Source organism: Phycisphaeraceae bacterium (assembly GCA_020851465.1).
GTDB lineage: Bacteria > Planctomycetota > Phycisphaerae > Phycisphaerales > Phycisphaeraceae > JADZCR01.
Genome location: JADZCR010000003.1, coordinates 392,461 through 418,557, shown reverse-complemented (window position 1 = coordinate 418,557; position 26,097 = coordinate 392,461). Strand labels below are relative to the sequence as shown.

The following is a 26,097-nucleotide window of genomic DNA, read 5'->3' as shown; positions in this document are numbered from 1 at the left end:
GAGCGGGCAAGCCTGCCGTGAGTGATTCATCCTCACCGCGCGCCACGGCGGGGCCGCGAGCCGCTATGATCTGACCCATGGAAACCCGTTCTCTCCAACACGAAAACATTCCCGGCATCCTCGGGGAACTTGAGGCGCGGATCGTAAACATCCGCGACTCTCTTTAACTACGACACAAAGCTTGCCCGCCTCAAAGAGCTGGAAACCCAGATGGGGTCAGCCGACTTCTGGAACAACCAGGAGAAGGCCAACAAGGTCGTCAGCGAGCTGAAGACCTTGCGCAACTTGCTCACGCCGGTGACGAAGGTGAGCGGCCAGATCGAGGATGCGCGTCTGCTCTGGCAGATGGCCGAAGACGCCGACGACCAGTCCAGCCGTGTCGAGGTCGATGGACAGCTTGGCAATCTTCAGTCTGAACTTGACCGGCTGGAAACGGCCTCTCTGCTTTCGGGCAAGTACGACGACCGCAATTGCTATCTCTCCATCTACGCGCGTGAAGGCGGGACGGAAGCAATGGACTGGTGCCAGATGCTTTTCCGCATGTACGTCAACTACTGCGAAAGCATGGGCTGGGATGTGAGCGAGGTGGATAAGACCGTCGGTGAAGAGGCGGGCCTCAAGGACGTGACGCTTTACATCAAAGCACCAATGGCTTTCGGGTTTCTCTCGGCGGAGCGCGGCACGCACCGGCTGGCGCGGGTCAGCCCGTTCAACGCCCAGGGAAAGCGGCAGACCAGCTTTGCGACGGTGGATGTCGTCCCTGAATTTGAAGACAGCGGCGATTATGAGATACCGGAAAACGAACTGGAGATCACACCCTTCGTCCGCGCCAGCGGGCCGGGCGGCCAGAACGTCAACAAAGTCGCCACCGCCATCCGCGTCATCCATAAGCCCACGGGCCTGACCGTGGTCTGCTCGGTCGAGCGAAAGCAGGAGCAGAACAAAAAGCGAGCGCTGGGCATTTTGCGCGGGCGTCTGGAACTGATGGCCGAGGAGAAGAAGCAGCAGGAGATCAAAGCCGCCGCCGGCGGTTCGCTGGAGATGGGCTGGGGATCGCAGATTCGCAGCTACGTTTTTTACGACAACCGCGTGAAGGATCACCGTACGAATTACGAAGAGCCTAACCCGCAGAACGTGATGAACGGCCGCCTGCAGGGTTTCATCGACGCCGAGCTGCGCCGCCGCGCCAAGGAACGCGGAATAAAATAAATAATTATTTGACTTTTCATCTGTCCGTGCCTAAAATGGTCATAAGACCCGCGTGGATTCGGCTGCGCCGCAGGGGCCGCCGCAACCGCACGGGTGGTGTCAATCCGCGGCAAAGCCGCCGCGGCGCAGTTGCCGCAGATTCCGTGGTCGCGGTGTGTTGCGGTTGCCGCTTTTCCCGTTGGCTGGCCGTAAGGCACCCAAGGGCCTGCATCAGCCGTAAGTCGTCCGCTCCGAGACCTCTGTTGGGATCTATTTCGTTTACCGGAGAAGCATCGTGAGCCGAAACCTCATCACCTCCGTTGTTCTGTTCGTATGGTTAGCTGTTTTTCCAGTGGTTTACGGGGAAACACCCGCCACCCAGCCGGCAGTAGAGATTTCCGAAAGGCGTGTTCTGATCTTCAGCGTTGACGGGTTGCGGCCCGATGTTATGCTCCGCGCCAAGGCACCCTCGCTGCGCAGCCTGATGGCTGACGGTGTATTTTCCTGCTGGGCGCAGACCACCGATGTCGCCATCACGCTCCCCTCGCACGCGAGCATGCTCACCGGCATGTCGCCGGCCAAACACGGCATCAGTTGGAACGATGCACAGCCCACACCCGCCTATCCCAAGGTTAACACGTTATTCGACATCGCCCACGAACGCGGCCTGTCCACCGGTATGGCGGCAGGTAAAACCAAGTTTGAAACATTCGCCTGTCCCGGCTCGATTGACTTCGCAGCTTATGCGCCTCGTGAGACACACAACGGCCAGATGTCGAGCACCATCTGGACCGATCAAACGGTTGCCGACCGCGCGATCGAGATCATCCGTGCCCACCAACCGCGGGTCATGTTCATCCACTTGCCCGACGTGGATACCGCTGGTCACACCAAAGGCTGGGGTTCGATCGCCCAGCTTGAAGCCATCGAAACTGCGGACAGCCAGATCGGACGAGTGCTTGCGACGCTCGACGAGCTTAAGCTCTCCGCGCAGACGCTGGTGATCGTCAGTGCGGACCACGGCGGATCGAGCACTTCACACGGCAGGGACGATCTCCGCTCGCACTTCATCCCCTGGATCGCACGCGGGCCGGGGGTGATCAAAAATCACGATCTCACGCTCGACCACGATCTGCGTGTGCATACGGAGGACACCTTCGCCGTCGCCTGTGATTTTCTGGGATTGGATCTGCCCGCTGATATCGACGGCAAACCGATCCCGCAGATTTACGGTCGGCAGCCGACGACAGCGCCTAAGTAGCGGCGTTGATCCGCTCGCCGCAGGTACGCCTTCTACGGGTTTCGAGGACACGACTTTGTTATTCATCTCTGATTTTGTTGAGGCAGATACTTTTGCTGAATCGTCCGGGACTGGTAAATGGAGCCTTTATCTAAACCTCTCTCCGCTACTTTCCCGATAACAACTCAGTTATCGGCCCCGCGATGCTTGTGCGCGCCGGGCGAAGCGGATGCGTGATTTCGCCGACTTTGTAGATACGAAATCGTCGTGTTCATCATCAGCTTGTCCCGAACGATTCAGGGGCTGTCGCTGGCTTGGCTGGCGGTTGATCACGACAGGTGATCGGGAGTTGGAAAGTTCTGACTGATCGCAGGGAATACATGGCAGAAGCCTCAACCAATACCGCGACCGTGGAAGCCGAAGCACCTGCCTCTGCTCCGCTGCCATCGCGTCAGCCGGGCTGGTCACAGCTCTGGCAGATGCCTGCATTGGTACTGGGCCTGCTCGTGTTCGGGGTCTGGCTTTACCTGACGGTTAATGCGCCTAAGCCGAAAAATGATTTCACCGGCGGTCTGGACTCGATCTCGCAATATCTCAAGGCCAACAATTTCGATGCGGCGCGGGAGTCGATCAACCGCGTCCTGCCCCACATCGATCAGGCCACCGTGCTGGAGCAGGCCCGGCTCAAGCAGCTCTGGGGTGACATGATTTTCCTGGAGCAGCGTTACACCGGCACAAGCGCGCCGGAAAATCATCGGAAGATCGTCGAGCTTTACACCGAGGCACGCGAGGGGCATCAGCCGTTTGATACGACGCATCTCCAGTGGTGGGCTGACACGCTGGTTTCGCTGGGGCAGGATGAGAAAGCGCTGAAGATGCTGGAAGAGCTCAAGGATGAGCCGCCGGAGACGCGCTACAAAGTCGTCCGTGACATGATCGAGCGCAAGAGTCGCCAGCCAGGCATGACGCCTCAGACACTGGCGCCGTTGATCGCGCGGTTTCAGGACGAGGTACGCAAGGCGGATAAGACGCAACGCCGGGCACAGGACATCTGGCTCACCGGGCTTCAGGCCCGCATGGCGCTCGATGGTGATGAACCCGAAAAAGCGGTCGATGGTCTGCTCCGTCGCGTGGCGCAGCTCACCGAAGGCGGCGACAAGGATTTAGGACCGCTTTACGTGCTGTTGGCTAAGGGATATCAACGCACGGATGTGTCCAAGGCCCGGCCCTGGTACACCAAGGCAAGGGAAAAAGTCGATCCCTCCGATCCTCTGGGCGCGGAGATTCTCGTGGGACTCGGCCAGCTTGATCTGGCGGAGACCAACGACGTGCGGACCGCGCTGGACAATTTCAATAACGCCCTGGCGGAAAGCACCAGCAACAGCAGCGTGTTTTTTGATGCGACACTCGGCCGAGGGGACTGTGAAGCGAGATTGGGGCAGACCGGCGACTCGATTGATTCATTCAAGAAAGCGGTCAAGTTTGTCCTCAACCAGCCCGCGCTGGAAGTCAACAGGCAAAAACAGCTCGATGACACGCTGCACACACACTATGACGCAGCGATGGAGCGCGGGGATTACGATCAGGCTTTGGATTTTCTGAACACCCTCTCGCCGCTCTATCAACGTCAGCGTGAGCTGCCTTCCAAGCTGCTGCTGGAGATGGCGACCACCTACGACAAGCTCTCGGATCAGGATCGTATCGCCTGGGGCGGCCCTGAGCCGACGCCCGCGATTCCTCCCATGACGCAGCCCGCACCGTCGATCAAAGATCAGGCGAATCTCGCACTCAGCGGCGAGGAAGACGAGGCTGATGCGGAACCGGAATCCGAACCATCCGCTGCAGTGACCAACGGGCCGAAAGTCTCCCCTCGAAAGCTGGCGGCGCAGCAGATGGTGCTGCACTTATCCAAAGCAGCGGAGTATTACATTCGTCACGCCCACATGGTGTCAGTCTCGGATGAAGCGGCTTATAGCTCGAGTCTGTGGCGGGCGGCGGAGTGCTACGACCGGGCACAGATGTGGAAAAACGCGATCGACGTTTACGCGGAGTTTGTGAAAAACCGTGTCGGCGATCCGAAGCAACTGGCTGCGCTGTTGCAACTGGGGTTGGCATACGAAGCTGACGGGCAATATCAGCCCGCCATCGAGTGTTTCAAACAGGTCATTGATACCCAACCGCAGAGTCCTGAGGCGTACGCCTCATTGGTGCCGCTGGCGCGGTGCTATGTCTCGATGGATGATTTCAGCAGTGCCAAGCGTGTGCTGAACTTCGTCGTACAGGGCCATCCGACCATCACACCTGAGAGCGTCGTTTACCGCGACGCATTGATCGAGCTGGGCAAGCTGCACTACCGGCTGGGCGAGTACCGCGAGGCGATCGAGCGGCTGGCGCTGGCGGCGGATCGTTACAAGGATGCGCCGAGCATCGGCCTGATCCGGTTCCGACTGGCCGACGCCTATCGTCGATCAATCGAGGATATCGACAAAGATCTGCGCGAGCCGATGCCGCAGTCGAAAAAGCTGGAGCTTCAGCGCGAGCGGACGCGCCGGCTGGAGGAGGCGCAGAAGCTGTTCACGCAGGTGGTGGCTGAGTTTGAATTGCGTGACGAATCGACGCTGTCACCTGTGGAGGCATTGAGTTTTCGTAACGCCTATTTTTACCGTGCGGACTGTGCGTACGACCTGCGGCAGTTCAAGCAGGCGATCGACCTGTACGAAGTCGCAGCCAAGCGATGGGAGGCTCATCCCGCCTCGCTGGTGGCTCTGGTGCAGATTGTCAATTCATACTGTGAGATGAACATGGTGCAGGAGGCGAAGGTCGCCAACCTGCGTGCCCGCGCGATGTTGAAGCGCATCCCGGAGGAAGCCTTCAACGATCCGAGCCTGCCCATGAGTCGCCAGCACTGGGCGGACTGGCTTGAGTGGACCAGCAAGCTGGATCTCTTCAATAACAAAACCGCCAGTGCCGGCCCGTGAGACCGTCTCCACAGTGTGTCAACTGGGAACACGGTTCATCTCCAACATCATTCCAAACTATTGAACTTATCGGCCTTTAGCCGATAGCTACCGATGCCCGTGGCGGCGCAAGGATGTGCGCCGACGGGGCACGCTTGGATGTTGAGCGGCCACGCATCGAAAGGGTCATGGATGACCAATGCAACTTCGACAAACTCAGAAGCGGTCGGCGATATTCCATCACTCATCGCACTGCTCGAACAACAGCGAAAGCTTTATCAGCAGCTCCGCACGCTCAGCGACCAGCAGGGGCCGCTCGTGGCCGAGGCTCAGGCTGAACCGCTGCTTGGCCTGTTGGCGCAACGACAGAGATTGATTGACGATCTGAGCGGGGTTAACTCGCTGCTTGAGCCCTTCCGGCAAAGATGGGATGCGCTTTGGAGCACGCTCGCCGACGCCCAGCGGTCACGGATCGGAGCACTGGTCAAAGAGGTTCAGTCGCTGCTGGCGGGAATCATCCAGCAGGATGAGCGCGATCGTCAGGCGTTGTTAACCGCCCGTAACCGGGTGGCAACGGAATTGCAGAACACCACCCGTGTGGATCGCGCGGTGAACGCATACCGTGCTGCCCCCAAAGCCGGCGCAGCTGCGGCGGGTACGCCGGGCATCGCGACGGGAAATAACCGCTTTACGAATCAGAACGGATGAAACAGGAGCGAGTCAGCAAAAAGACGGAGTTCAAAGGTACGGGCTTTGGAGTTTGCGGGTGGCTTCACCCGGCGGATCAGTGATACACGAATGGCAACGCAGGCAAATCAACTCGATGCGACTCTCACCGGCGATCAGCGTCTGAACGATCTGGCGCAGATGATCGCAGCATATAACGAGGTGACGGAAAACCTGCAGCGCAGCCACGAGGCTCTGCGTGCCCAGGTGGTCCGGTTGCAGGCTCAGCTCGCCAGTGCCGACGCACAACTCCAGCGATCCAAACGGTTGGCGGCCCTGGGTGAAATGGCAGCGGGCATCGCGCATGAAGTGCGTAATCCGCTCGGAGCCATCGGCCTGTACGCAGCGATGATCCTTCAGGACATCGCTCCCCTGGCACAGATCGCGACGCCTCTGACCGATGCGACGGATCATGCGAGGAAAATCGCCGACGCAGTGCGCGGCCTTGATGCGATTGTGAATGACGTGTTGAGCTTTGCCCGCGATATTTCCCCGCGTCGGGTCACGCTGCCTGCCGAGGTTACTTTCGACCGTGCGGTGCTGGCACATCGGGCGGCCATCGACGCGCAGCGAGTCAAGGTTGTCACCCTTGGCGGTGAGCTGGAAATCGAAGTCGATGCGGACTTGATCCAACAGGCACTGCTGAACCTGATCCGTAATGCGGTGGACGCGATGGCGGACAAGGCCCGGACAGGCCAGCCGCGTGTGCTCACACTCGAAGCGCGGCAGGATATCCGCACCGGCCGCTCGATCCTGAGCGTCCGTGACACCGGGCCAGGCATCTCCGCGGATCACATCGACCGGATTTTCAATCCGTTCTTCACCACCCGCAGCACGGGCACCGGGCTGGGATTGGCGATTGTTCATCGCATCATCGACGCGCACGGCGGATCGATTGCGGTGAGCAACGATGACGGCGCGGTGTTTGAGATTTCCCTGCCGTCCTCTTGTAAAAGCCTGATGACAACAGGCGATCAACCCTGTGAGCAGAACAAGCGGAAGGCCAGCCGCCCGGAGGTTCCCCGGAAGGATGTGGCATCGCAATTACTGATATCCACACCTGAAGACGTCGGCATGCGAGGCAAACGTGCCGTCAGAAGGAGTGGCAAGACCGGAGTGTCCGCATGACGAAAGTATTGGTCGTCGATGATAAGCAGATGATGCGCGACAGCGTCGGCGCGACGCTGCAGCGAGCCGGTTACACCGTGGTCGCAGCCAGTGACGGCTCCGCAGCTTTGTCGATGGTTGCACGGCACAGGCCGTCGGCGGTCATCACCGATCTCAAGATGCCCGAAATGGATGGCCTCGAACTGCTGGCGCGGCTGCGCCAGGCTGACGACCACTTGCCCGTCGTGCTCATGACCGCTTACGGATCAGTGGATTCTGCGGTCAAGGCGATGAAAGAAGGCGCGTTCGACTTCATCCAGAAACCTTTCGAGGGCGATCAACTCGTCGTCGTCATTCGTCGCGCGGTCGAACATCGACGGCTGCTGGCGGAAAACGCAGCTCTCAAGACAAATGCGAAGGTTTACGACAATTCTCCCGTTCTCGTCGGCCGCTCTCCCGCGATGCGCATGGTGGCGCAGCAGATTCAGCAGATCGCCCAGTCGCACGGCACGGTCCTCATCAGTGGTGAATCAGGCACGGGCAAGGAAGTGGTCGCCCGCACGATCCACGCGCACAGTCCTCGCCGCGAGCGGATCATGATGTGTCTCAACTGTGCTGCTTTGTCGAGCAGTTTGCTGGAAAGCGAACTGTTCGGCCACGAAAAAGGCGCGTTCACCGGCGCCGATCAGCTCCGCAAGGGCCGCTTCGAGCTTGCCGATGCGGGCACGCTGCTGCTGGATGAAATCAGCGAGATCAGCCCGCAATTACAGGCGAAACTGCTGCGTGTGCTCCAGGAGAGGCAGTTCGAGCGCGTCGGATCGAGCCTGACCATGCAGGTGGATGTGCGGGTGATCGCGACGACCAACCGTGATCTGACACAAAGTGTGCGTGACGGGGAGTTTCGACAGGATCTTTATTACAGATTGAATGTGCTGCCTATCTCGCTGCCGCCGCTGCGTGAGCGCATCGAGGATATCCCGCTGTTGGGCGAGCATTTTTTGACGCAGGTCTCGGTGCGTGAAGGGCGCGAGCCTAAGCGGTTTGACGCTGAGGCGATTGAGTTGATGAAAAAGTACCCTTGGCCGGGCAATGTGCGTGAGTTGCAGAATATCTGCGAGCGTGCTGCGGTACTGACGCGGGGGCAGATCATCACTGCCGGGACAATGCAGCCGTGGCTGATCGCACCTGCTCCGGTGATTCATGTCGCCCCGATCGGCGTCGGGTCGCTTCCGGTGCCGAGAAATGGAGCTTCCGCTGCGGGCAGCAGCGCATCAACGCTCGCCGGCAGCAAACGGCTCGATGACATCGAACGTGAACAGATCATTCGGACACTCGGACAATTCAACGGCAACCGCCAGCGCACAGCCGAGACGCTGGGCATCGGTGTACGGACGCTTGGCCTGAAGCTCAAAAAATGGAAGGAGATGAACCTTGTCGCGCAGACGATTTGAATGCGCCGGCCACGGATCTCCGCTCTCCATGCGCAGATATCCGCGGGCTTTGATGGTCGCCGAACTTGAAAGTGTGGCGTTAGGTGGGAAGCGCAATTCTCGCGCTGCCAGGGTCATGGCGGCGCAAAATTTGCGCGGTTGGAACCTTCCGCTGTCCGATGAACCTTTCGACGGTCAGACGCTGGCTGCGCAGGGTGGCGTGGCATCGTCCTTGTTTATGGTTGGATCGTCAGGCGGTGCCCGTCGCGCCGTCGTTGCGGTTGAACTTGTGGAGTGTTCGCGATGATTTCCGGCATGTTTAACAGTGGATCGCTGCCGGTCCTGGAAAGGCTCGTGCAATTCACGGGTCAGCGCCAGCGTCTGCTGGCCGACAACATTGCCAACCTCTCGACGCCGTATTTCAAGCCGCGAGATATCGACCCTCGGCAGTTTCAGGCGGCACTTCGCAGGGCCGTCGAAAGCCGTCGCGCCTCGTCGGCAGCGGATGGCCGGCTGGATTTCCATGACACGGACGAGGTGAAGTTCCGCCCCGACACGCTGGAACTTCGCCCCCGACCCGTCAACGCGGGCATCCTCTATCACGATCAAAACAACCGCGACCTCGAACGCACGATGCAGGCTCTCGCGGAGAATACTCTCACGCATAACGCGGGCATCGAGTTGATGCGCAGCGAATTTGAAACGATGAAAATCGCAATCAGGGAAAGAGTGTAAATAGACACACAGGGTTGATGAATGTTTGGGCTACTTGATATTTCGACCTCCGGCCTGGTGGCGCAGCGGACGCGGATGGAATCCATCGCCGCCAACATCGCCAACAAAAGCTCGCTGTATGACGCGCAGGGCAACTACGCGCCGTACCGTCGTCGCGTGCCCATTCTGGCGGCGGGTGATCCGGCGACCGGGTCGAAAGAGGGCGTGCACATTGCGAAGATCGACTTTGACCAGTCGGCTTTCAATCGCAAATACGAACCCGGCCATCCCAACGCGGATCGAGACGGCTACGTGATGTATCCGAATGTGAGTCCTGAGATTGAGATGATTAACGCGCTGGAGGCCAGCCGGGCTTATGAAGCCAACATCATGGCGGCCGAGGCGACCAAGAACATGATGCAGACGAGCCTGCGACTGCTCGCCTGAGACAGAGTTGAACCATGAGTGATCCATTGGGACTAATCGGCAGCGCGGGTACCACCGGAATACGTCCGGCGATCGCGCCTAGAACGGGCGGTGCAGGCGGTGCCGATGCCGCGGATGGAGCGAGTTTCAAGGACGTGCTCATGAAAAACATTGAGCAGGTCAACAAGCTTCAACAGGATGCGGAGAAAGCCATCGAAGACCTCGCCACCGGCCAGCGCAACGATCTCGACGGAGTTCTGATCGCCAAGCAGAAGGCCGACATGGCGTTTCAACTGCTCGTGCAGGTGAGAAACAAGATGGTGGATGCGTTCGAGGAAATTAAGCAGATGCGGGTTTGAGCGGCGGAGCCGCTCGATAGACAGCCTCGGTCAGGTCTGCAGCGTCGCGGAGAAGTCGTGGTTCACGGCATTTCCCGTCGCAAAAAGATCGCGACTGCGGCGTAAAGAAAGGCGGGTCGGCGGGATGAGCTTGATGGCTGGCGGGATTTTCTGATTCCCACCGGCTGCGGGCTTGTGACTGCCGACGACTTTCTTCAAGGCACGGAGGCCGACGACGATGGAGTTTTTCCGCAAGGCCTGGGCAACGATTCAGTTGCAGCTCAACAAGCTGCCGGCCACTTCCAAGTGGCTGGTGGGCGCGCTGCTGATCATTCTCCTGATGGCCGGCTTTCTAATCCTGCAATATGCCGCAACGAGCGAAACGGTGCCGATCATGCCCGCAACCAGCGATCGTGCGCCGGCAGTGCTCGCCCGGCTCAAGACGGCGGGAATCAACGCCCAGAGCAAAGCCGGTCAGATTTACGTAAGCGAGGATAAGCGCGACGAGGCCTATGCCGTACTCGCCGAGGGCGATCTCCTCTCGGACAACCTTTCCGGTGTCTTCGATGACCTGATAAAAAACCAGACGCCCTGGACCACCAACGCCCAGAATCAGCAGGCGTTTCTTCTGGCCAAGCGGGCGTGGCTCAGCAAGGTCATCAGCAAAATCGCCGGCGTTCGCTCCGCGGATGTCATCATCGACATCCCCCGAAACGACGGCTTTGGCGCGTCCCATGTTCGACCCAGCGCATCAGTCAACGTCGTCATGCGTGGCAACAATACCGTCTCCCGACGATTGACCGAATCAATCGCCGGCCTCGTCAGCGGGGCCGTCTCGGAGATGAAGCCGGAAGACGTCGTCGTCATTGACGCCAATCAAGGCAGACAATACACGGTCAAGAAAGGTTCGAGCGGACTGTCCGAGGACATCATCGAGCAGTATCAGGCCCTGGAGCAGTACCACCGCGAGAAGATCGCCGAGGTGTTGCGCTACATCCCCGGTGTGATCGTGGCGGTCAACGTGCGCACCGACACCGTGGTGGATCGCATCGTTTCGGAAACCAAATATTCTCCCGAACCGCTCCGCAAAACGGTCGAGGAGGAAATCAGGTCGCGTGATTCGTCAAGCGGCGGTGAGGCGGGGGTCAAACCCAATGGCGGCATGTCCATTGACGGCGGCGGCGCGAGCGGTAACAGCAGCGAAACCACACGCACGGAAACGGAATACGCCGACACGAAAGTCACCAAGCAGGAAAATACGAAATACGCCGGACAGGGAACCAAGCAGATCAGCGTAACCGTCAACGTGCCGGAGTCGTATTTTGTCGGCCTGGCGAAACAGGCCCGCGATCCAGCCCAGAAGGAAGCGGAAATCACTCGCGCGGAGATTGAGAAAAAACGTGACGAATATCTCCCGCAGATCGAAGCACAGGTCAAGCCGCTGATCGCCGCCGAGTCGGAAGGCGTCGTGGCGGTGTCGATGATTCCCGACTTGCGGATGGTGATAGGGCCTGGCGGTACGAGTTCGCCTGATGGCGGCACGGGTGCGGTGGGCATCTTCTCGTCGCTGAGTGACTATGGCAGCGTGATCAAGCCCGTCGGACTGACGCTGCTGGCGGTGGCGAGTCTTGGCTTGATGTTCGGCATGGTCAAGAAGGCGACGCAGCAGACGCCGATGCCTTCGATTCAGGAACTCGCCGGCATTCCGCCTTCGTTGTCGGTGGAAGAGGATCTTGTGGGTGAAGCCGACGCAACCGACGCGACGATGGCCGGCGTCGAGCTTAATGAAGAAGAAATCCGCACCCGCCGCATCGCCGAGCAGATCGGTGAAATGGTCAAGAGCAATCCAACCGAAGCGGCAGGCTTGTTCAACCGCTGGATACGAAAGGAAGGATGACCGTGAATCGTCCCGGAGAAATCGTGCTTTGAGGATCGCAGCCCCGATGGGTGCCCATCGCGGCCAATCACCAGTGGGTAAACGGTAATTTTCAACTGCCATGGCTGAAACCAACGTCAATCTCGAAGCAGCCACGACCGACCTTTCGACGATCCGCAAAGCGGCTGTTCTATTGCTGGCGATCGATCAGGAGGCGGCCTCGCTGATTCTCAAGCAGCTTGAGCCGAAGGCCATCGAAGAAGTCACTCGCGAGCTGGCGGGACTGGGTGATGTGTCGCAGGCGACGCGAGACAAGGTGATCGTCGAGTTTTATGAGCTGGCCCTGGCGCAGACGTGGGCCAGCGAAGGCGGACTGGAATACGCCAAGAATCTGCTCAGCCAGAGCCTCGATCCCAAAGAGGCTGACCGCATACTCCAGCAAATCAGCCAGCAGGTGCGCAAGACGCCGTTTGCGTTTTTGCAGAAGGCGGAAGCGCAGAACCTGTTGACGTTCATTCAGGATGAGCACCCGCAGACGATCGCACTGATCGTATCGCATCTGCCTTTCCATAAGGCGTCTGAAATCCTCGGCGGTCTGCCCGGTCCCAAACAGATCGAAGTCATCAAGCGCGTGGCGAACATGGAGCAGACCAACCCCGAAGTCATCGCGGAGGTGGAGCGCGGACTCGAAGCACGGCTTTCCAACATGCTCACGCAGAGCTACGAAAAAATCGGCGGCGTGGACACGGTCGCGGAAATGCTCAACCTCGTGGACCGCACGACGGAGAAGGGCATCATGGAGGGCCTCGAAGCAGAGGATCCCGATCTGGTCGAGCAGATTCGTCGCCTGATGTTCGTCTTCGAGGACATCCTTCTGGTCAATGACAAGGGCATCCAGGCGGTGCTCAAGGAAGTGGACAACAACGAGCTGGCGATGGCGCTCAAGACCGCCAGCAACGAGTTGAAGGACAAGATTTTCAAGAACATGTCGGAGCGTGCAGCGCAGCTCATCAAGGAGGACATGGAGTTCATGGGGCCGGTGCGTGTTTCGGATGTCGAGGCGGCTCAGCAGCGCGTGGTGGACGTGGTACGCCGTCTGGAGGATGCAGGCGAAATCATCATCAGCGGTCGCGGCGGTGCCGGCGAAATGGTGGTGTGATTTTTTTTGGAGATTCTGAACGTCCCGCCGGTCACCGTAGCGGGAACTGACCTTTGACGCATGGCACTGATTAAATCACATAACACGACCGCGCTGCTCAAGGAGGCCATCGTGCTCGACCTTGGCGATCTGGGGCAGCAGGCGGCGAAGCTCCAGGCTGCGGCGGAAGCCAAGGCGCGGCAGGTGATCGCCCAGGCGCAGGCCGAAGCCACGCGGATGATCGAGGACGCCAAGAACAAAGGTTTTGAGGAGGGCAGGACGCACGGGTTGGAAGCCGGTCGGCAGGAGGGGCAGAAGCAGGGCCACGCCGAAGCAGTCAAGGCGACGGCCGCCCGGTTGACGCATCTGGAGCAGACTCTGGCTTCAGTGATCCAACAGTGGGAAACACACCGCGCGGAACTGGAGCGTGACGGTCCGCAGCGCGTACTCGATTTCGCTCTCAAGCTGACGGAAAAGATCGTCCATCGTGTGATCGAGGTGGACCGCACCGTGGTCGTTGATCAGGTCGCCAGCGCGTTGTCACACGTGCTGCAGCAATCGGAGGTGACGGTCAGGATCGCGCCTGATGACCGAACCGCGATCACGGAAGCGATGCCGCAACTGGTGGGAGAGTTTGGCCATCTCAAACACATCAAAGTGGCGGATGACCAGAGCATTTCTTCCGGCGGCTGCGTGGTGACTTATGGGCAGGGTCAGATCGACGCGACGATCACGACGCAACTTCGCCGCATTTCGGAACTGATGCTGCCCAGCGAAACCAAAGCAGCTGAATGAGGGTGTGAGCCGAAACGGTTCGAGTGAAACATGACGCTGTTGAGCGAACAGATTTCGATGATCGAATCCATGGCCCCTGCGGAGCTTCGCGGCACCGTGGTTGAGGTGCGCGGTCTGGCACTGCGCATTGCCGACCTGCCCGTACCCATCGGCGCGATGGTACGTGTGGAGACGGCTCGCGGGCTGGGCAAGCCGATTTTCGGAGAGGTGCTGGGTTTCGATCAGAATCAGACCATCGTGATGCCGTTTGGTACGACCGGCGGTGTGCGCCGTGGTGATCGCGCGATCGCCCAGCAGTACCACCAGCTTGTTCGTGTCGGCCGATCACTGCTGGGTCGTGTGCTTGACGGGCTTGGACGGCCCATCGACGGCAAGGGGCCGTTGGTTGACACCGTGCAGCGGCCGTTGCATCCGGCACCGGTCGATCCGCTGGATCGTCCGTGCATTGATGCTCCGCTGGCGACCGGCGTACGCGCGATTGACGCAGCGTTGAGCGTCGGGCTGGGGCAACGATTAGGCGTGTTCGCCGCTCCGGGTGTCGGAAAAAGTACGCTGCTGGGCACGATGGCGAGGCACACGTCGGCGGATGTCAGCGTGGTCGCGTTGATCGGCGAACGCGGCCGTGAGGTCCGGGACTTCATCGAACATCAGCTTGGTGAGGAAGGCTTAGCGCGGAGCGTCGTCGTTTGTGCGACCAGCGACGAGCCGGCTCTGGTGCGCATCCGTGCGGCACAGGCAGCCAACTCAATCGCGGAATACTTCCGCGATCAGGGGCTGAACGTGCTGATGATCATGGACTCGATCACACGTTTTTGTCAGGCACAGCGGCAGGTGGGGTTGGCCGCAGGAGAGCCGCCGGCGACGAAGGGATACCCGCCCAGTGTTTTTTCGACTTTGCCGATCCTGCTGGAGCGATCCGGTCGGACGACCAGAGGTTCGATCACCGGTTTCTACGCGGTGCTGGTGGATGGCGACGACATGAACGATCCGGTTGCCGACGCGGCACGCGGCATCCTCGACGGCCACGTCGTGCTCAGCCGTGCGTTGGCGGCCAAGGGACACTGGCCGGCAATCGACATTCTTGAATCCATCAGCCGGGTGGTGGATGAAGTAACCGACGCCGAACAGCAGGCGGCAAGGCGTGAGATGATCAAACTCATCGCAGCCTACCGGCAGGTCGAGGATCTGGTGAACATCGGTGCTTACGCTGCGGGGAGCAATCCCGATTTTGATCTGGCGATCGCCTGCAAGCCGGCCATCGACCAGCTCCTGCAACAAGGCCGCAAGGAAGTGATCGGGCAGGCGGATTTCGCCCGTACCCGTGGTCAGCTTCTGGCCCTGATGCAGCAGGTTCAGGTTGCTAAACGTCAACTGTTGAAGAACGCGCCGGGCCGGACGCCCGTGCGCAAGTGACCCGTGTCCTTGGTGTTCACGGATGAACTCGAAAGGACTCAATCATGGCCCGATTCCGTTTCAAACTTGAGCCGGTGCTTCGCTATCGACGCTTGCTGGAGGATGAAGCGCAGCGTGAACTGGCCAAGACGATGCGTCGCCGCATGATTCTCCAAGACCAGTTAAAGCAGATGCAGGAGACGATCACTTCGTCGAAGCAGCAGTTGGGTCAGGGGCTTATCGGACGGGTCGATCTCGACAGCATCGCGCAATTTGCGCGCTATTCCAGTCAGACCACGCAGCGGGCCCGCCAGATCATCAATTCGCTCGTTACCGCAGAAAAACAGATCGAAATCGCCCGTGAGAAGCTTCTCAAGGCCACACGGGACCGCAAGGCACTGGAATTGCTGGAGGAACGGCATCGTCAGACGTGGCGTGCAGTGATGGAGCGCAAAGACGCAGCCGCGACCGACGAAATGGCTGTGCAGGCGTATGCACGGCAGGTGATGTTCGGCTGAGCCCGGGTGAAGTTTCCCGCCAAGGCAGCGGTGCGTCACACGGCAGGCCCGGAGTTTGAATGAAAACGCTCTGGAAAGCCTTCGTCGTCTTACTTTTGATGCACGCCCTGGCATTGGGTGGTGTGGTGATCTGGCTCAAGTCCAGCGGCAGGCTGGACCGCCATCGAATCACCCAGGTACGCAACATCTTCAGTAAGCCGATCGCGCAGGAACAGGCTGAGCTGGCCGCTGAACAGATCGAGGAGCAGGAAAGCCAGCGGAAGGCCCGTGAAGCGGCGCGGTTGGCGTCGATAGCGGACAACGGCGCGGTGACGATTGCTCAACGGCTTGAGTCCGGCCGCGAGGCGGATGAAATCGCCATGCAGCGTGTCGATCGGCTTCATCGTGATATCGCCAGCCTGCAACAACAGCTCGTCCTGGCCAAGGATTTACTTGCGAAGCAGAAATCGCAGCTTGAAGCGGAGCGCAAGGCGTTTGATGAAAGTCGTGCCCGGCTGATGAAGCTCCAGGATGACGCTGACTTTCAGCAGGCGGTCCAGATGTATGAACAACTCCCCGCCAAGCAGGCGAAGGAAATGTTCCAGCAGTTGATCAAAGAGGGGAAAAAGAATCAGGTCATTGACTACCTGGCTTCGATGAACCTGCGCAAGGCGTCGGCTGTGCTCAAGGCGTTCAAGACGGATGAGGAGACCGTCGTGGCGACCGATCTGGTGCAGTCGTTACGCGAACGCGGCATCGAACCGCCTGTCGAGATCAACACCCCGCAGAGCTCCACATGAAGTTAGCGGAAATATCACTGCCGGCAGGCCCGCCTGTGCCGCCTGCCGCGAATCGCGCCGCGCTGAAGGTGAGCTTCGAGGATCACCTCGACGCTGCCGAGGCGATGGATGCTACCCGGCCAGTCTCGAACATCAGCGACACGAAGCCGCCGATTAAAAATCCACGCTCGGAAACTCTGGATAAAAAGCCTCAAGCAGCAGTATGCAGACAACAGCCTGACGAAAAATCTCTCGACGCAGAAGCGGAATCACAGGTTGAGGAGGTCTCGGACAAAACCGTGGAGAAAGCGGTAGTAGCGGACTCTGCGGACTCGGAAGATCAGACAGAGGATGGCCCGGAGGTCAAAGCTGAGAGCGATGACGCGACTGATGAGCAGACGAAAACGGATGATCCGTTGAAAACGGTCGCCATCGAAGCCGCCGCTGCCGCAGCCAGCCGACTGGTGTCGAATGTTGAGCCGGTAGCCGCTGCCGCGAATGCTCAAGCGGAAGTAAAAAACACATCGAGCGTGACCGATGCCGCCGTTCAAGCTAACGCGGCAGCAGATGTTGCATCGGAGCGGGCTTCCGCTGCAGCAGATAAATCAACTGAAAGCAGCAAAGTTTCCGCTGTGAGCGTTTCGAGTCCGACTGCAATCAAACCGCAGGTCAGCAAGGTCTCGCATCAGGAGCCGGCAAATCATCAAGCGAAGGGTGACGCCATCGTTCCTGCAACCGTTGCCGAGGGCGAGGCGAGCGGTAGTGATGGCAGTTCCAAAGAGGCGGCTGCGAAGGATGAAAATGCGGCAGAGACGAAAGCTCTTCCGAAGGTGACGGAGCCGAAGTCGGAGGTCGCAGCGAATAAACCAGTTGAGATCGAAGCCCAGACGACTGTGAAGTCATCAGAACCGCTGCCGTTACCCAGCGCAGGAACTGCCGCTCGTTCGGCGGGTCATGCGCATGAAGCGTCGCGGATGGTGGAGTTATCGCCCCTGCCGACCCCTGAAAGCGAGCCGGATGGGAATGTGGCGCGGGTGGCACGTGGGTTGCAGAGTGCTATTGCCCAGCGGGGCGGTTCGGTGACGCTGCGTCTCCAGCCGCCGGAGCTGGGTCTGGTGCGGGTAGAGCTGGCGGTCACCAACGGTACCGCGAGCGTTCGCTTCCAGGCCGACGCCGAATCCGTGCGGACGCTGCTGTCTCACCAGATGGCAAGTCTGCGTCACGCCTTGGAACGGCATGGTCTGTCCGTGGAACGGATGGATGTGCAGCAGATGCCCGTTGCGGCATCGGCGGGCCGAATGGACGACGGCACGCAGGGTAACGGAGCTGATAACGGCCGGAGCCGCGGTCAGTTTTTCACGCAGCAGCAATCGTCGGGCGGAGGATCCGCTCGGTCCCAACAACACGCCAGCGAGCAGCCGGAGAGCTTCGCGCAGGCCCTGGTCAACACCGTCGCCTGATTGAAGGCGAAAGGAGGCCGCGATGGCAACCAGCGCGATTGGCTCCACGAGCAGCTCCACGCCCAACGTGGGAGCATTTGGAAATCTCAAGACCGACGACTTTCTCAAGGTCATGATGAGCGAGTTGAGCCATCAGGATCCCTTCCAGCCGCAGGATTCGTCGAAGTTACTCGAGCAGATGTCGAGCCTGCGCAACATCGAAAGCCAGCTCTCGCTCCAGAAGAGCATCGAGAGTCTGGTGCTGAATAATCAAATCTCGTCAGCGGGCACGATGATCGGCAAAGTGGTATCCGGTCTCAACGACCAGAACCAGACGGTCTCAGGACTGGTGACTTCGGTTCGCGTGGCCAGCGGCAAGGTTGTGCTGGAACTCGACAGCGGCGACCGCCTGCTGATGGATCGTGTTACGCAGCTAGCCAAGATGGAACCCAATAGTGCCAGCGCGCCGCTGGCGGCAAACACCGCTGCGTAAAGGATGACGCACGTGGGTACCAGCGTGGATTTATTGAGGATGCTTGAGCCGACCGTTCGGCCGACCGGCCAAGCGCCGTCACGAACAGCCGAAACTCTCCCGCTGGAAGCGCGGAGCTTCGAGTCACTGCTGGAGGAAGCACGGTCCGCAGCGGAACCGGAGCCGACCTCGGAAGTACAGGCGACAGATCAAACCAAAGCAACCAAATCCAACCCGCTGGCTGCCCTGGGTGGGTTGGATCGGATCGAAAACGAATCATTGCTGCGAATGGTTGACGGAATCACAAAAGGGAACTGACCGGCTCGCTCGACGCGGGCATCCAACGAAAGTCAGCTAAAGAAAGGAAGTTTGTATGGGTCTTACAACTGCTCTCTACACCGGCCTGAGCGGAGTGAACGCTAACTCACACCTCATCAATATCACCGGTAATAACATCGCCAACGTCAATACGACGGCGTACAAGGCAAGCCGGGCGGACTTTCAGACGGAAATCTCCAATACCCTCACTCGTGGATCGGGGCCGTCGGCGACACAAGGCGGCACCAACTCGATTCAGATCGGCCTCGGCTCACGACCCAGCTCGATCACTCGTAATTACACCGGCGGCTCGATCCAGCCCACTGGCGTCGCCACCGAGCTGGCGATCGAGGGTGACGGCTTTTTCGAGGTGAAGAACAACGGTGAGATTCGTTTCACGCGATCAGGAGCATTCAAGCTCGATCGTGACTTCAACCTCGTCAACGGTCAGGGTGCCAGAGTGCAGGGCTACGGCATCGACACTGATTACAACATCATCTCCGGTACGCGCGGCGACATGCGCATTCCCCTGGGTAACCTCAGCCTCACTCAGATGACATCGTGGGTGAACTTCTCAGGAAACCTTAATTCGTCAGGTCCTGTTGCCGCCAATGGCAGCGTGATTACCAGCAATGTTTTTTATTCCGACGCAGCCGGCACGATTCCTGCGGTGGCGACCGATTCGCTGACGAGTCTTTACAAGGCTGGCAGCGGTACGCCGGTGTTTGCGGCAGGCGACGTGATTACGGTTTCCGGTGCGATCAAAGGCACCGCCACACTGCCTCCCAAGACCTTTGAAGTCGGCGCAACCAACACCACCAACAGTGACGCCAACGGCACGGATCTTCAGTCCTTCATGGATTTCATCGGGGGTTCGCTGGGCATTGACACATCGGTGCCTCTGACGACGGCTGGTGTGACAGCGGTGGGTGGGGCGATTCGCGTAGAAGGAAATACTGGCGAGGTGAATGACCTTAAGTTGGATGGAGTCAACATCATCGTTAATGCAGCTTCAACGCCATCGTTACCCGTTTCGTTCACCAAGAGTCAGGATGCCGATGGTGAGTCGGTGCGAACAACGTTCGTTGCGTATGACAGCCTTGGCACCCCGATGACGCTGGACCTGAGTGTTGTGCTAGAGTCGCGAAGCAACGCCGGCACGGTCTGGCGTTTTTATGCACAGAGTGCTAATGACTCCGACGTTTCCAGAGCAGTCGGAACGGGAACCATGTCATTCAACAACACCGGCGTCATTACCGGATCGTCGGGAAATGTGATTTCCATCGATCGTGACAACACCGGTGCGGTTACGCCGCAGCAGATCACACTCAACCTTGAAAATTCAACGGGTAACATCTCCGCGCAGACCGACGCCAACAGCAATATCGCCGCCATCAGTCAAGATGGAACCGCCCGTGGAGTGTTGACCGATTTTTCGGTCGCATCCGATGGAACTGTCATCGGCATCTTTTCCAACAGCCAGACACGGCATCTGGGCCAGGTGGTACTGGCGAACTTTTCCAACCCGACCGGTCTGATGGAAGTCGGCAGCAACCTCTATGCGAGTACTGCCGCCAGTGGTAATGCCCAGGTGGGTATGGCAGGTGAAAACGGCACTGGGTCGCTCATCGGCGGGGCCCTCGAAGGCTCCAACGTGGACCTTTCACAGGAATTCATCAACCTGATCACAGCCACCACCGGTTTTAGTGCCAACTCCCGCGTGCTTACGACCAGCGATCGACTCATCCAGGAACTGCTGTCAACGATCCGATAAGCTCCTCGATTTGGCTCAGGGATCGTATTGACGGTTCAAGGAGCTGGTTTACCAACTTCATCAAAGTCTCAAGCCGTTCAGACCGATAAAGAGACGGAAGGGCCATTCCCTGCCCGGTGCGAGTCGCACTCTGGGGGGTGAACCTGTCCTGGGAGTTGTTGGTACGCCATGGCCGAGCAAGCCCCTGCCCCCGCATCCGCTGCCGAACCCGCGCCTAAGAAGGGCGGGCTTCCCATGAAGACGATCATGGTCGTCGGCGTTGCGCTGGTGATCGAGGCGGTGGCGATCTGTGGTGCGTTCATGTTCGCAGGGAAGCCGGCCGCGGTGAAGGCGAACGACCTGGCGCACGACGAAGCGGCCAAGGGCGAGGAGCCGGTAGAAAAGCAGATCATCGAAGAAAAGTTTCAGAACAACCGCAGCGGCAAGACATACCTTTACGACACCGACATCTGGATCGTTATCAAGGCCAAGGACGAAGCGAAGGTGGATGAGATGCTCGAAAAGATGTCGGCACAGATCGCCGCCGACACCGCGACTATCTTCCGCCGCGCTGAGCCGGCCCAACTCCTTGAACCGACGCTGGCGACTCTCCAGCGGCAGATCAAGGCGGCACTGGACGAGCGGATCGGCATGGACCCTGAGGGTAAGTCGATGGTTCAGCAGGTGCTGATGAAAAAATACACGCAGTACCGTGCGGATGCGTATTGAGTGACACCCCGGAATCGGGGACGAATCTGAGCCGTGATGGATCGCGGCGGATCGGCAGCAAGGACGGATATGGCCGAAACCGAAAAACCAAAACCCGCCGCATCTTCTCAGGACGCCGTCGCACCGACGGAGACCGAGCGTCTGGTGCGGGACGCTCTATCCTCCGCTCAGGCTGCGGTGGATGAAGCTCAGAAGGAAATTAACTCCGCATCGCCTCTGGAGATGCCGGATTTTTCTCCCATAGCAGCGGGCGGGTCACACGGCATCGAACTGCTCAGCGATGTCGATCTTCACGTGACCATCGAACTGGGGCGGACTCAGATGCTCGTCGAGGATGTGCTTAAACTTGGCGAAGGCAGCGTGGTCGAGCTTGATAAGCTCGCAGGCGATCCGGTGGATATTTATGTGAACAAGCGACTGGTGGCGCGGGGCGAAGTGCTCGTGCTCAATGATAATTTCTGCATCCGTGTCAGTGAGATCGTCGCAAATCTGGAGGAGCAGGCTCATGAGGCTGCTCAACAGGAAGCGCAAGAGGATGCAGACGCATCGGGGGCGAAGAAGTAGCGAAGCGTGGCCGGCTGAGCCGGTCGAGTAGAGATGGGTGAAGGGAAACCTTTGCCGTACTGTTCTCCGGAGGATCGGAGAACCGGAAAGAAGTCGCGGCGGAGCCGCGGCGGGATCGAGCCAGGGAAGGCGTATGTTCAGGCGGCTTTTGCTCGCGCTGTTTTTGGCGACGTTACCGGTCCTGCCCGTCGGGGCGGAAACGGTGGTCGTGCAGCCTAACCGTCCCGTCGAAGTACCCTCCGATTCCACACCTCCTGCGGCAGGGACGAACGGTCCCATCCAATCCGCTGCGACATCTAAAGCGGTCACGGACGATGGCCGGCTCGAAAAGCTTGCTCGTGAGCTTTCCAGCAAGCCCGCTCCATCCGCCATGGAATCGACGGTCGCCCAGCCGAAAACCGCACCTGCGGAAGCAGCAATCCCCGCCAATGAAAAAAAAGCTCTTGGTGCTGCTCGTGATGATGCAACATCGGGAACGGTCACTCGTGACGACGGCGGCTCATCGTGGGTGATGACCACGCTGACCGCGCTTGGCGTCGTCGTCGGCCTCATCCTCGTCCTTCGCGGAATAGTCGCCAAGGTCACAGGTCGCGCGCCCGCTTCAGCGCACAGCCCCGTGATCGAGGTGTTATCTCGCACAAGTGTCGCTCCGAAAAATCACGTGCTACTGCTGCGTCTGGGGCAGCGGATTCTTGTCGTCGGCGACTCTGCTGCCGGTCTGGCGACGCTGGCGGATATCAGTGATCCCGAAGAAGTCGCGAGTCTGCTCCAGACGATCAGTGCCTCAAAGTCAGGCAGTGCGAGCCAGGGGTTTGCCGACACGCTTGATGACTTCGATGGCCGTTACGACGAACAGGATCAGCCCATTCGAGAAGGCCGCGATTCCGGCGAACACCGGATGGACCGTGCGCGTGACGGGCTGTCGAGTCTCACCGCTCGTATCCGTGCGATGGCGTCGGGAAGGGAGGGAACGTGAACCTCTCCCTGACCACATGGTGTGCGGTACTGGTCGTAGCCGGATTATTAGCCGCACCCGTATGGGCGCAGTCGTCGGTTGAACCCGCGCCGAACCATTTCGATCCAACGAATCCGATTTCCATTCTGGATCATGCCGGCCGTGCTCTGCCTCTCGACGGCATCGCCACTCCGACAGGAGCGGTCCCCGATGGAAACAAGCCAGCGAACGGCGGACTGTCTGCGTCACTCTCGATCCTCATTCTGCTTACCGTGCTCTCGATCGCACCGGCCTTGCTGGTCATGTGTACGAGTTTCACACGGATTGTCGTCGTACTCTCACTGCTCAGGCAGGCGATCGGCACGCAATCACTCCCGCCGGGACAGGTCATCATCGGTCTGTCCGTTTTTATGACGTTGCTGGTGATGGCGCCGACGTTCGAGCGTGTCAACCGCGAGGCCATCATTCCGCTCCAGGCCAACCGGATCGACCAGCTCACCGCGTGGAGCAACGCCAAACAACCGCTGCGTGATTTCATGTTTGACCAGATTGAACATTCGGGGAACTGGTCGGACCTCTACATGATCTTGAATTACCGCAAGATCGACACTTCCGACCCGTCGAAGCTCACGCGAGCGGATGTGGACATGCTTTCATTGATTCCTGCGTTCATCCTAAGCGAGCTGAAGGTTGCGTTCCTCATTGGTTTTCGACTCTACCTGCCGTTTCTGATTATCGACATGGTGGTGTCGAGTGTGCTCATCAGCATGGGCATGCTCATGCTGCCTCCGGTGCTGGTGAGCCTGCCATTCAAGCTGCTGATGTTTGTGCTGGTGGACGGCTGGGCGCTCGTTGCGGGGAACCTGCTGAACAGCTTTGTGACCGGCGGAAGCTAGCAAGCAGAAATCAAGGACCAGAAAAATGAATTTCGATCAAGCCACCGACATCGTTCGTGAATCTCTGACTCTGATGCTGCTGCTTTCGGCTCCGATTCTTGCGGCTGCGCTGGTAATCGGGCTGGCGATCAGTGTGATGCAGGCGGTGACGCAGATCCAGGAGCAGACGCTCAGCTTCGTACCCAAGATCATCGGCATGGGGATTGTCGCGATCCTCATCACGCCATGGGTCGCCAGCTCGCTCATGGAGTTTTCTCGAAGGATGTTCGGAGGACACTGATTTGGCTCAATGGACGAAGACCACTGGCTGCACGATGGCGAAACGTCGCGAGACTGGTCGCGGCGCGATCGACTGCCGCCGGGGATCGAGAGTCGGCTGCAGAATGTCCTGTGCGGGAGCGATCCGGTGCCCATAGACCTCAAAAGCCTCCTGCCGCATCTTCCCGTCTGGGCACTGGTGTTATTCCGGTTGTCGGGGGTTTTCTTTTTTTCACCGATGATCGGCAGCCGGATGATTCCGGCGAAGGTCAAGATTCTGCTGGCACTGGGTCTGAGTTTCTGTATTTATCCGATGCTGCTGACGCCGGGAAGTCAGGCATCGCGCATGATGAATCACATGATCGCCGATGGCCTGAGCATGCCGGGGATCATCGGAGCGGTGGCCAGTGAATTGCTCATCGGACTGGCGATCGGTTTCGGCGCGACCCTGCCGCTGATGGGTATGCAACTGGCAGGACTCATCACCGATCAACAGTTGGGGTTTGGTATCGGCGGAATCTACAACCCGGACATGGCGGAGGAATCAGGCGTCGTCGGTCAGATTTATTTCCAATTGGCACTGGTCGTTTTCATCATTGCCGGAGGGCATCGCGTCATTCTCGGCACGCTGGTCGGCACGTTCGATCACATCCCATTGGGCGGCTTTTATGCCGACACAGACTTTCTCCGCCTGATGACGGGCATGCTCACTTCGTCGTTTGACCTTGCTCTGCGGATCTCTGCACCGCTGCTCTGTCTCGTGTTTCTTGAAACGATCGCGATGGGGTTTCTCGCCCGTACCGTGCCGCAACTCAACATCATGAGCATCGGTTTTGCTCTGCGGATTTTGATTGGCTCACTGGTTCTCATCGCAGCGATGTCGAGCAAGATGGGTGTATTTGTGGATGTCATGCAGCGGAATCTGCACCAACTGAATGTGTTTTTCACCCGGTAGGCGGCTGCGAACCTTGATTACTCAACGCGGCGGGTATGACCCGCTGGATATAAATGGCTGAAGATCAGGAAAAAACAGAAGCTCCGACACCCCGCCGCCGACTCGAAGCTCGTCAGGAGGGCAATGTCGTCCGCAGTCAGGATTTAACAGCCGCAGCCATGCTGCTGGCAGCCATCATTCTGCTGCATTACTACGGTCTGCGGGTCTTTGCCGGCATGAAATTGACCATGGAGGTCATGCTCGGTTCAACCAGCGCCTCAAACCCGACACGTGTGGATGATCTGGGATCGCTGGCGACATTCGCTACCAGTGCGACTCTTCGCGCGGTCACACCACTGATGCTCTGTATCGCCGCGGTGGGCCTGCTGGCGACAGTGCTTCAGGTCGGCTTCATCGTGACAACCAAGCCGCTGGAGCCGAGTCTCGCCAAGTTATCCCCGTTGAAAGGGCTGAAAAATATTTTCGACATGCGGGCGGGTTTTCGGCTGGTCATGAGCCTGCTGAAAATCGGCATCGTCGGCGCGGTGGCGGTGGCGATTGTGATTCAGGACATGCCCGCGATTCTGATGCTCGCCGAACTGGACGCGATGCCCATGTTTGGTGCGGCATGTGCCCTGGTTTACGCCTTGGCGCTGAAACTGGCCGCCATCCTGTTGATCCTGGCACTGATCGACTGGGCATTTCAGAAGTGGCGTTATGAGCAGGATCTGCGCATGAGCAAGCAGGAGATCAAAGAAGAGATGAAGCGGATGGAAGGTGATCCGCTGATTAAGCAACGCCGTGCCCGTGTTGCCCGGCAGTTGGCCATGCAGCGCATTGGACAGGCGGTGCCCAAGGCCGATGTGATCGTCACCAACCCGACCCATTTTGCGGTGGCACTCAAGTACGACGCCAAATCAATGAAGGCTCCGAAGGTGGTCGCCAAGGGAGCGGATTTTCTGGCGATGCGCATCCGCCAACTGGCGATCGCGCATGGTGTGCCGATGGTCGAACGCAAACAGCTCGCGCAGGATCTCTACAAGAGTGTGGAGGTTGGCCGGGAAGTTCCTCCGCAGCTTTACAACGCTGTGGCGGAAATACTCGCCTACGTCTATCGCCTTAGCGGTCGCAAATCGGCTTAATTCAAGTGAAACAGCATGAGCCACAGATGAACAC

Annotated in this window: 27 protein-coding genes; 26 read left to right on the top strand and 1 reads right to left on the bottom strand. The window is 59.1% G+C overall.

Annotated features, from left to right (window positions below; genetic code table 11):
- The first annotated feature begins 198 nt into the window (after positions 1 to 198).
- The 9 genes from prfB (at position 199) to fliE (ending at position 10,147) form a co-directional block, all read left to right on the top strand.
- A complete protein-coding gene (prfB, locus tag IT444_05040; protein MCC7192131.1) occupies positions 199 to 1,209 on the top strand; it encodes a peptide chain release factor 2 in 1,011 nt (336 codons plus the stop codon).
- Positions 1,210 to 1,483: 274 nt separating this feature from the next.
- Positions 1,484 to 2,449 carry an alkaline phosphatase family protein gene (locus IT444_05035; protein MCC7192130.1) on the top strand — a complete coding sequence of 322 codons (966 nt, stop codon included), beginning with the start codon at positions 1,484 to 1,486 and terminating at the stop codon, positions 2,447 to 2,449.
- Positions 2,450 to 2,808: 359 nt separating this feature from the next.
- Positions 2,809 to 5,406: a tetratricopeptide repeat protein gene (locus IT444_05030; GenBank protein ID MCC7192129.1), complete on the top strand. Its 2,598-nt coding sequence runs from the start codon at positions 2,809 to 2,811 to the stop codon at positions 5,404 to 5,406.
- 171 nt (positions 5,407 to 5,577) lie between these two features.
- Positions 5,578 to 6,093: a hypothetical protein gene (locus IT444_05025; GenBank protein MCC7192128.1), complete on the top strand. Its 516-nt coding sequence runs from the start codon at positions 5,578 to 5,580 to the stop codon at positions 6,091 to 6,093.
- 90 nt (positions 6,094 to 6,183) lie between these two features.
- Positions 6,184 to 7,239 carry a hypothetical protein gene (locus tag IT444_05020; GenBank protein MCC7192127.1) on the top strand — a complete coding sequence of 352 codons (1,056 nt, stop codon included), beginning with the start codon at positions 6,184 to 6,186 and terminating at the stop codon, positions 7,237 to 7,239.
- Positions 7,236 to 8,669 (top strand): sigma-54-dependent Fis family transcriptional regulator, encoded by a 1,434-nt coding sequence (locus IT444_05015; GenBank protein ID MCC7192126.1) that lies wholly within the window; start codon positions 7,236 to 7,238, stop codon positions 8,667 to 8,669. The genes IT444_05020 and IT444_05015 overlap by 4 nt, the downstream gene beginning before the upstream one ends.
- A gap of 294 nt (positions 8,670 to 8,963) precedes the next feature.
- Complete coding sequence (gene flgB, locus IT444_05010) at positions 8,964 to 9,383, top strand: flagellar basal body rod protein FlgB (GenBank protein ID MCC7192125.1); 420 nt, start codon at positions 8,964 to 8,966, stop codon at positions 9,381 to 9,383.
- A 21-nt stretch (positions 9,384 to 9,404) separates the two neighbouring features.
- Positions 9,405 to 9,809: a flagellar basal body rod protein FlgC gene (gene flgC, locus IT444_05005; protein MCC7192124.1), complete on the top strand. Its 405-nt coding sequence runs from the start codon at positions 9,405 to 9,407 to the stop codon at positions 9,807 to 9,809.
- Positions 9,810 to 9,823: 14 nt separating this feature from the next.
- A complete protein-coding gene (fliE, locus tag IT444_05000) occupies positions 9,824 to 10,147 on the top strand; it encodes a flagellar hook-basal body complex protein FliE (protein ID MCC7192123.1) in 324 nt (107 codons plus the stop codon).
- Between the two features lie 30 nt (positions 10,148 to 10,177).
- On the opposite strand, the gene IT444_04995 is transcribed toward fliE, so the two are convergent.
- Positions 10,178 to 10,381 carry a hypothetical protein gene (locus IT444_04995; GenBank protein ID MCC7192122.1) on the bottom strand — a complete coding sequence of 68 codons (204 nt, stop codon included), beginning with the start codon at positions 10,379 to 10,381 and terminating at the stop codon, positions 10,178 to 10,180.
- On the opposite strand from IT444_04995, the gene IT444_04990 reads away from it, so the two are divergent.
- The 17 genes from IT444_04990 to flhB all read left to right on the top strand — a co-directional run bounded on the left by IT444_04990 (position 10,365) and on the right by flhB (position 26,063).
- The gene (locus tag IT444_04990) at positions 10,365 to 12,023 is read left to right on the top strand and encodes a hypothetical protein (protein ID MCC7192121.1); all 1,659 of its coding nucleotides are present in this window, start codon (positions 10,365 to 10,367) and stop codon (positions 12,021 to 12,023) included. The genes IT444_04995 and IT444_04990 overlap by 17 nt on opposite strands.
- A gap of 100 nt (positions 12,024 to 12,123) precedes the next feature.
- On the top strand, positions 12,124 to 13,161 hold the full coding sequence (gene fliG / locus IT444_04985; GenBank protein ID MCC7192120.1) for a flagellar motor switch protein FliG: 1,038 nt from the start codon (positions 12,124 to 12,126) through the stop codon (positions 13,159 to 13,161).
- 60 nt (positions 13,162 to 13,221) lie between these two features.
- On the top strand, positions 13,222 to 13,935 hold the full coding sequence (locus IT444_04980) for a hypothetical protein (GenBank protein MCC7192119.1): 714 nt from the start codon (positions 13,222 to 13,224) through the stop codon (positions 13,933 to 13,935).
- 30 nt (positions 13,936 to 13,965) lie between these two features.
- Positions 13,966 to 15,348 carry a FliI/YscN family ATPase gene (locus tag IT444_04975; GenBank protein MCC7192118.1) on the top strand — a complete coding sequence of 461 codons (1,383 nt, stop codon included), beginning with the start codon at positions 13,966 to 13,968 and terminating at the stop codon, positions 15,346 to 15,348.
- Between the two features lie 44 nt (positions 15,349 to 15,392).
- Entirely contained in the window at positions 15,393 to 15,845 is a 453-nt protein-coding gene (gene fliJ / locus IT444_04970; protein MCC7192117.1) for a flagellar export protein FliJ, read from the top strand.
- A gap of 59 nt (positions 15,846 to 15,904) precedes the next feature.
- The gene (locus IT444_04965) at positions 15,905 to 16,624 is read left to right on the top strand and encodes a hypothetical protein (protein MCC7192116.1); all 720 of its coding nucleotides are present in this window, start codon (positions 15,905 to 15,907) and stop codon (positions 16,622 to 16,624) included.
- Complete coding sequence (locus IT444_04960; protein ID MCC7192115.1) at positions 16,621 to 18,063, top strand: flagellar hook-length control protein FliK; 1,443 nt, start codon at positions 16,621 to 16,623, stop codon at positions 18,061 to 18,063. The genes IT444_04965 and IT444_04960 overlap by 4 nt, the downstream gene beginning before the upstream one ends.
- A 22-nt stretch (positions 18,064 to 18,085) precedes the next feature.
- Positions 18,086 to 18,535 carry a hypothetical protein gene (locus IT444_04955; protein MCC7192114.1) on the top strand — a complete coding sequence of 150 codons (450 nt, stop codon included), beginning with the start codon at positions 18,086 to 18,088 and terminating at the stop codon, positions 18,533 to 18,535.
- A gap of 12 nt (positions 18,536 to 18,547) precedes the next feature.
- Positions 18,548 to 18,832 carry a hypothetical protein gene (locus tag IT444_04950; protein MCC7192113.1) on the top strand — a complete coding sequence of 95 codons (285 nt, stop codon included), beginning with the start codon at positions 18,548 to 18,550 and terminating at the stop codon, positions 18,830 to 18,832.
- Between the two features lie 55 nt (positions 18,833 to 18,887).
- The gene (locus IT444_04945) at positions 18,888 to 20,606 is read left to right on the top strand and encodes a flagellar hook-basal body complex protein (GenBank protein ID MCC7192112.1); all 1,719 of its coding nucleotides are present in this window, start codon (positions 18,888 to 18,890) and stop codon (positions 20,604 to 20,606) included.
- Positions 20,607 to 20,774: 168 nt separating this feature from the next.
- Entirely contained in the window at positions 20,775 to 21,314 is a 540-nt protein-coding gene (locus tag IT444_04940) for a hypothetical protein (GenBank protein ID MCC7192111.1), read from the top strand.
- A gap of 69 nt (positions 21,315 to 21,383) precedes the next feature.
- Entirely contained in the window at positions 21,384 to 21,878 is a 495-nt protein-coding gene (gene fliN, locus IT444_04935) for a flagellar motor switch protein FliN (GenBank protein MCC7192110.1), read from the top strand.
- 133 nt (positions 21,879 to 22,011) lie between these two features.
- The gene (locus IT444_04930; GenBank protein MCC7192109.1) at positions 22,012 to 22,854 is read left to right on the top strand and encodes a FliO/MopB family protein; all 843 of its coding nucleotides are present in this window, start codon (positions 22,012 to 22,014) and stop codon (positions 22,852 to 22,854) included.
- Between the two features lie 29 nt (positions 22,855 to 22,883).
- Entirely contained in the window at positions 22,884 to 23,729 is an 846-nt protein-coding gene (gene fliP / locus IT444_04925) for a flagellar type III secretion system pore protein FliP (GenBank protein ID MCC7192108.1), read from the top strand.
- 25 nt (positions 23,730 to 23,754) lie between these two features.
- Positions 23,755 to 24,009, top strand: a complete 255-nt coding sequence (fliQ, locus tag IT444_04920; GenBank protein MCC7192107.1) for a flagellar biosynthesis protein FliQ — start codon at positions 23,755 to 23,757, stop codon at positions 24,007 to 24,009.
- Positions 24,010 to 24,018: 9 nt separating this feature from the next.
- Positions 24,019 to 24,942: a flagellar biosynthetic protein FliR gene (locus IT444_04915; protein MCC7192106.1), complete on the top strand. Its 924-nt coding sequence runs from the start codon at positions 24,019 to 24,021 to the stop codon at positions 24,940 to 24,942.
- A 53-nt stretch (positions 24,943 to 24,995) separates the two neighbouring features.
- Positions 24,996 to 26,063, top strand: coding sequence for a flagellar biosynthesis protein FlhB (gene flhB / locus IT444_04910; protein MCC7192105.1), 1,068 nt, complete (start codon positions 24,996 to 24,998; stop codon positions 26,061 to 26,063).
- The last annotated feature ends 34 nt before the right edge of the window (positions 26,064 to 26,097 follow it).

Coding starts and splice junctions, on each gene's coding strand:
- IT444_05030 (MCC7192129.1), top strand. CDS start 2,809: ATGGCAGAAGCCTCAACCAATACCGCGACCGTGGAAGCCGAAGCACCT.
- IT444_05025 (MCC7192128.1), top strand. CDS start 5,578: ATGACCAATGCAACTTCGACAAACTCAGAAGCGGTCGGCGATATTCCA.
- IT444_05020 (MCC7192127.1), top strand. CDS start 6,184: ATGGCAACGCAGGCAAATCAACTCGATGCGACTCTCACCGGCGATCAG.
- IT444_05015 (MCC7192126.1), top strand. CDS start 7,236: ATGACGAAAGTATTGGTCGTCGATGATAAGCAGATGATGCGCGACAGC.
- flgB (MCC7192125.1), top strand. CDS start 8,964: ATGTTTAACAGTGGATCGCTGCCGGTCCTGGAAAGGCTCGTGCAATTC.
- flgC (MCC7192124.1), top strand. CDS start 9,405: ATGTTTGGGCTACTTGATATTTCGACCTCCGGCCTGGTGGCGCAGCGG.
- fliE (MCC7192123.1), top strand. CDS start 9,824: ATGAGTGATCCATTGGGACTAATCGGCAGCGCGGGTACCACCGGAATA.
- IT444_04990 (MCC7192121.1), top strand. CDS start 10,365: ATGGAGTTTTTCCGCAAGGCCTGGGCAACGATTCAGTTGCAGCTCAAC.
- fliG (MCC7192120.1), top strand. CDS start 12,124: ATGGCTGAAACCAACGTCAATCTCGAAGCAGCCACGACCGACCTTTCG.
- IT444_04980 (MCC7192119.1), top strand. CDS start 13,222: ATGGCACTGATTAAATCACATAACACGACCGCGCTGCTCAAGGAGGCC.
- IT444_04975 (MCC7192118.1), top strand. CDS start 13,966: ATGACGCTGTTGAGCGAACAGATTTCGATGATCGAATCCATGGCCCCT.
- fliJ (MCC7192117.1), top strand. CDS start 15,393: ATGGCCCGATTCCGTTTCAAACTTGAGCCGGTGCTTCGCTATCGACGC.
- IT444_04965 (MCC7192116.1), top strand. CDS start 15,905: ATGAAAACGCTCTGGAAAGCCTTCGTCGTCTTACTTTTGATGCACGCC.
- IT444_04960 (MCC7192115.1), top strand. CDS start 16,621: ATGAAGTTAGCGGAAATATCACTGCCGGCAGGCCCGCCTGTGCCGCCT.
- IT444_04955 (MCC7192114.1), top strand. CDS start 18,086: ATGGCAACCAGCGCGATTGGCTCCACGAGCAGCTCCACGCCCAACGTG.
- IT444_04945 (MCC7192112.1), top strand. CDS start 18,888: ATGGGTCTTACAACTGCTCTCTACACCGGCCTGAGCGGAGTGAACGCT.
- IT444_04940 (MCC7192111.1), top strand. CDS start 20,775: ATGGCCGAGCAAGCCCCTGCCCCCGCATCCGCTGCCGAACCCGCGCCT.
- fliN (MCC7192110.1), top strand. CDS start 21,384: ATGGCCGAAACCGAAAAACCAAAACCCGCCGCATCTTCTCAGGACGCC.
- IT444_04930 (MCC7192109.1), top strand. CDS start 22,012: ATGTTCAGGCGGCTTTTGCTCGCGCTGTTTTTGGCGACGTTACCGGTC.
- fliQ (MCC7192107.1), top strand. CDS start 23,755: ATGAATTTCGATCAAGCCACCGACATCGTTCGTGAATCTCTGACTCTG.
- IT444_04915 (MCC7192106.1), top strand. CDS start 24,019: ATGGACGAAGACCACTGGCTGCACGATGGCGAAACGTCGCGAGACTGG.
- flhB (MCC7192105.1), top strand. CDS start 24,996: ATGGCTGAAGATCAGGAAAAAACAGAAGCTCCGACACCCCGCCGCCGA.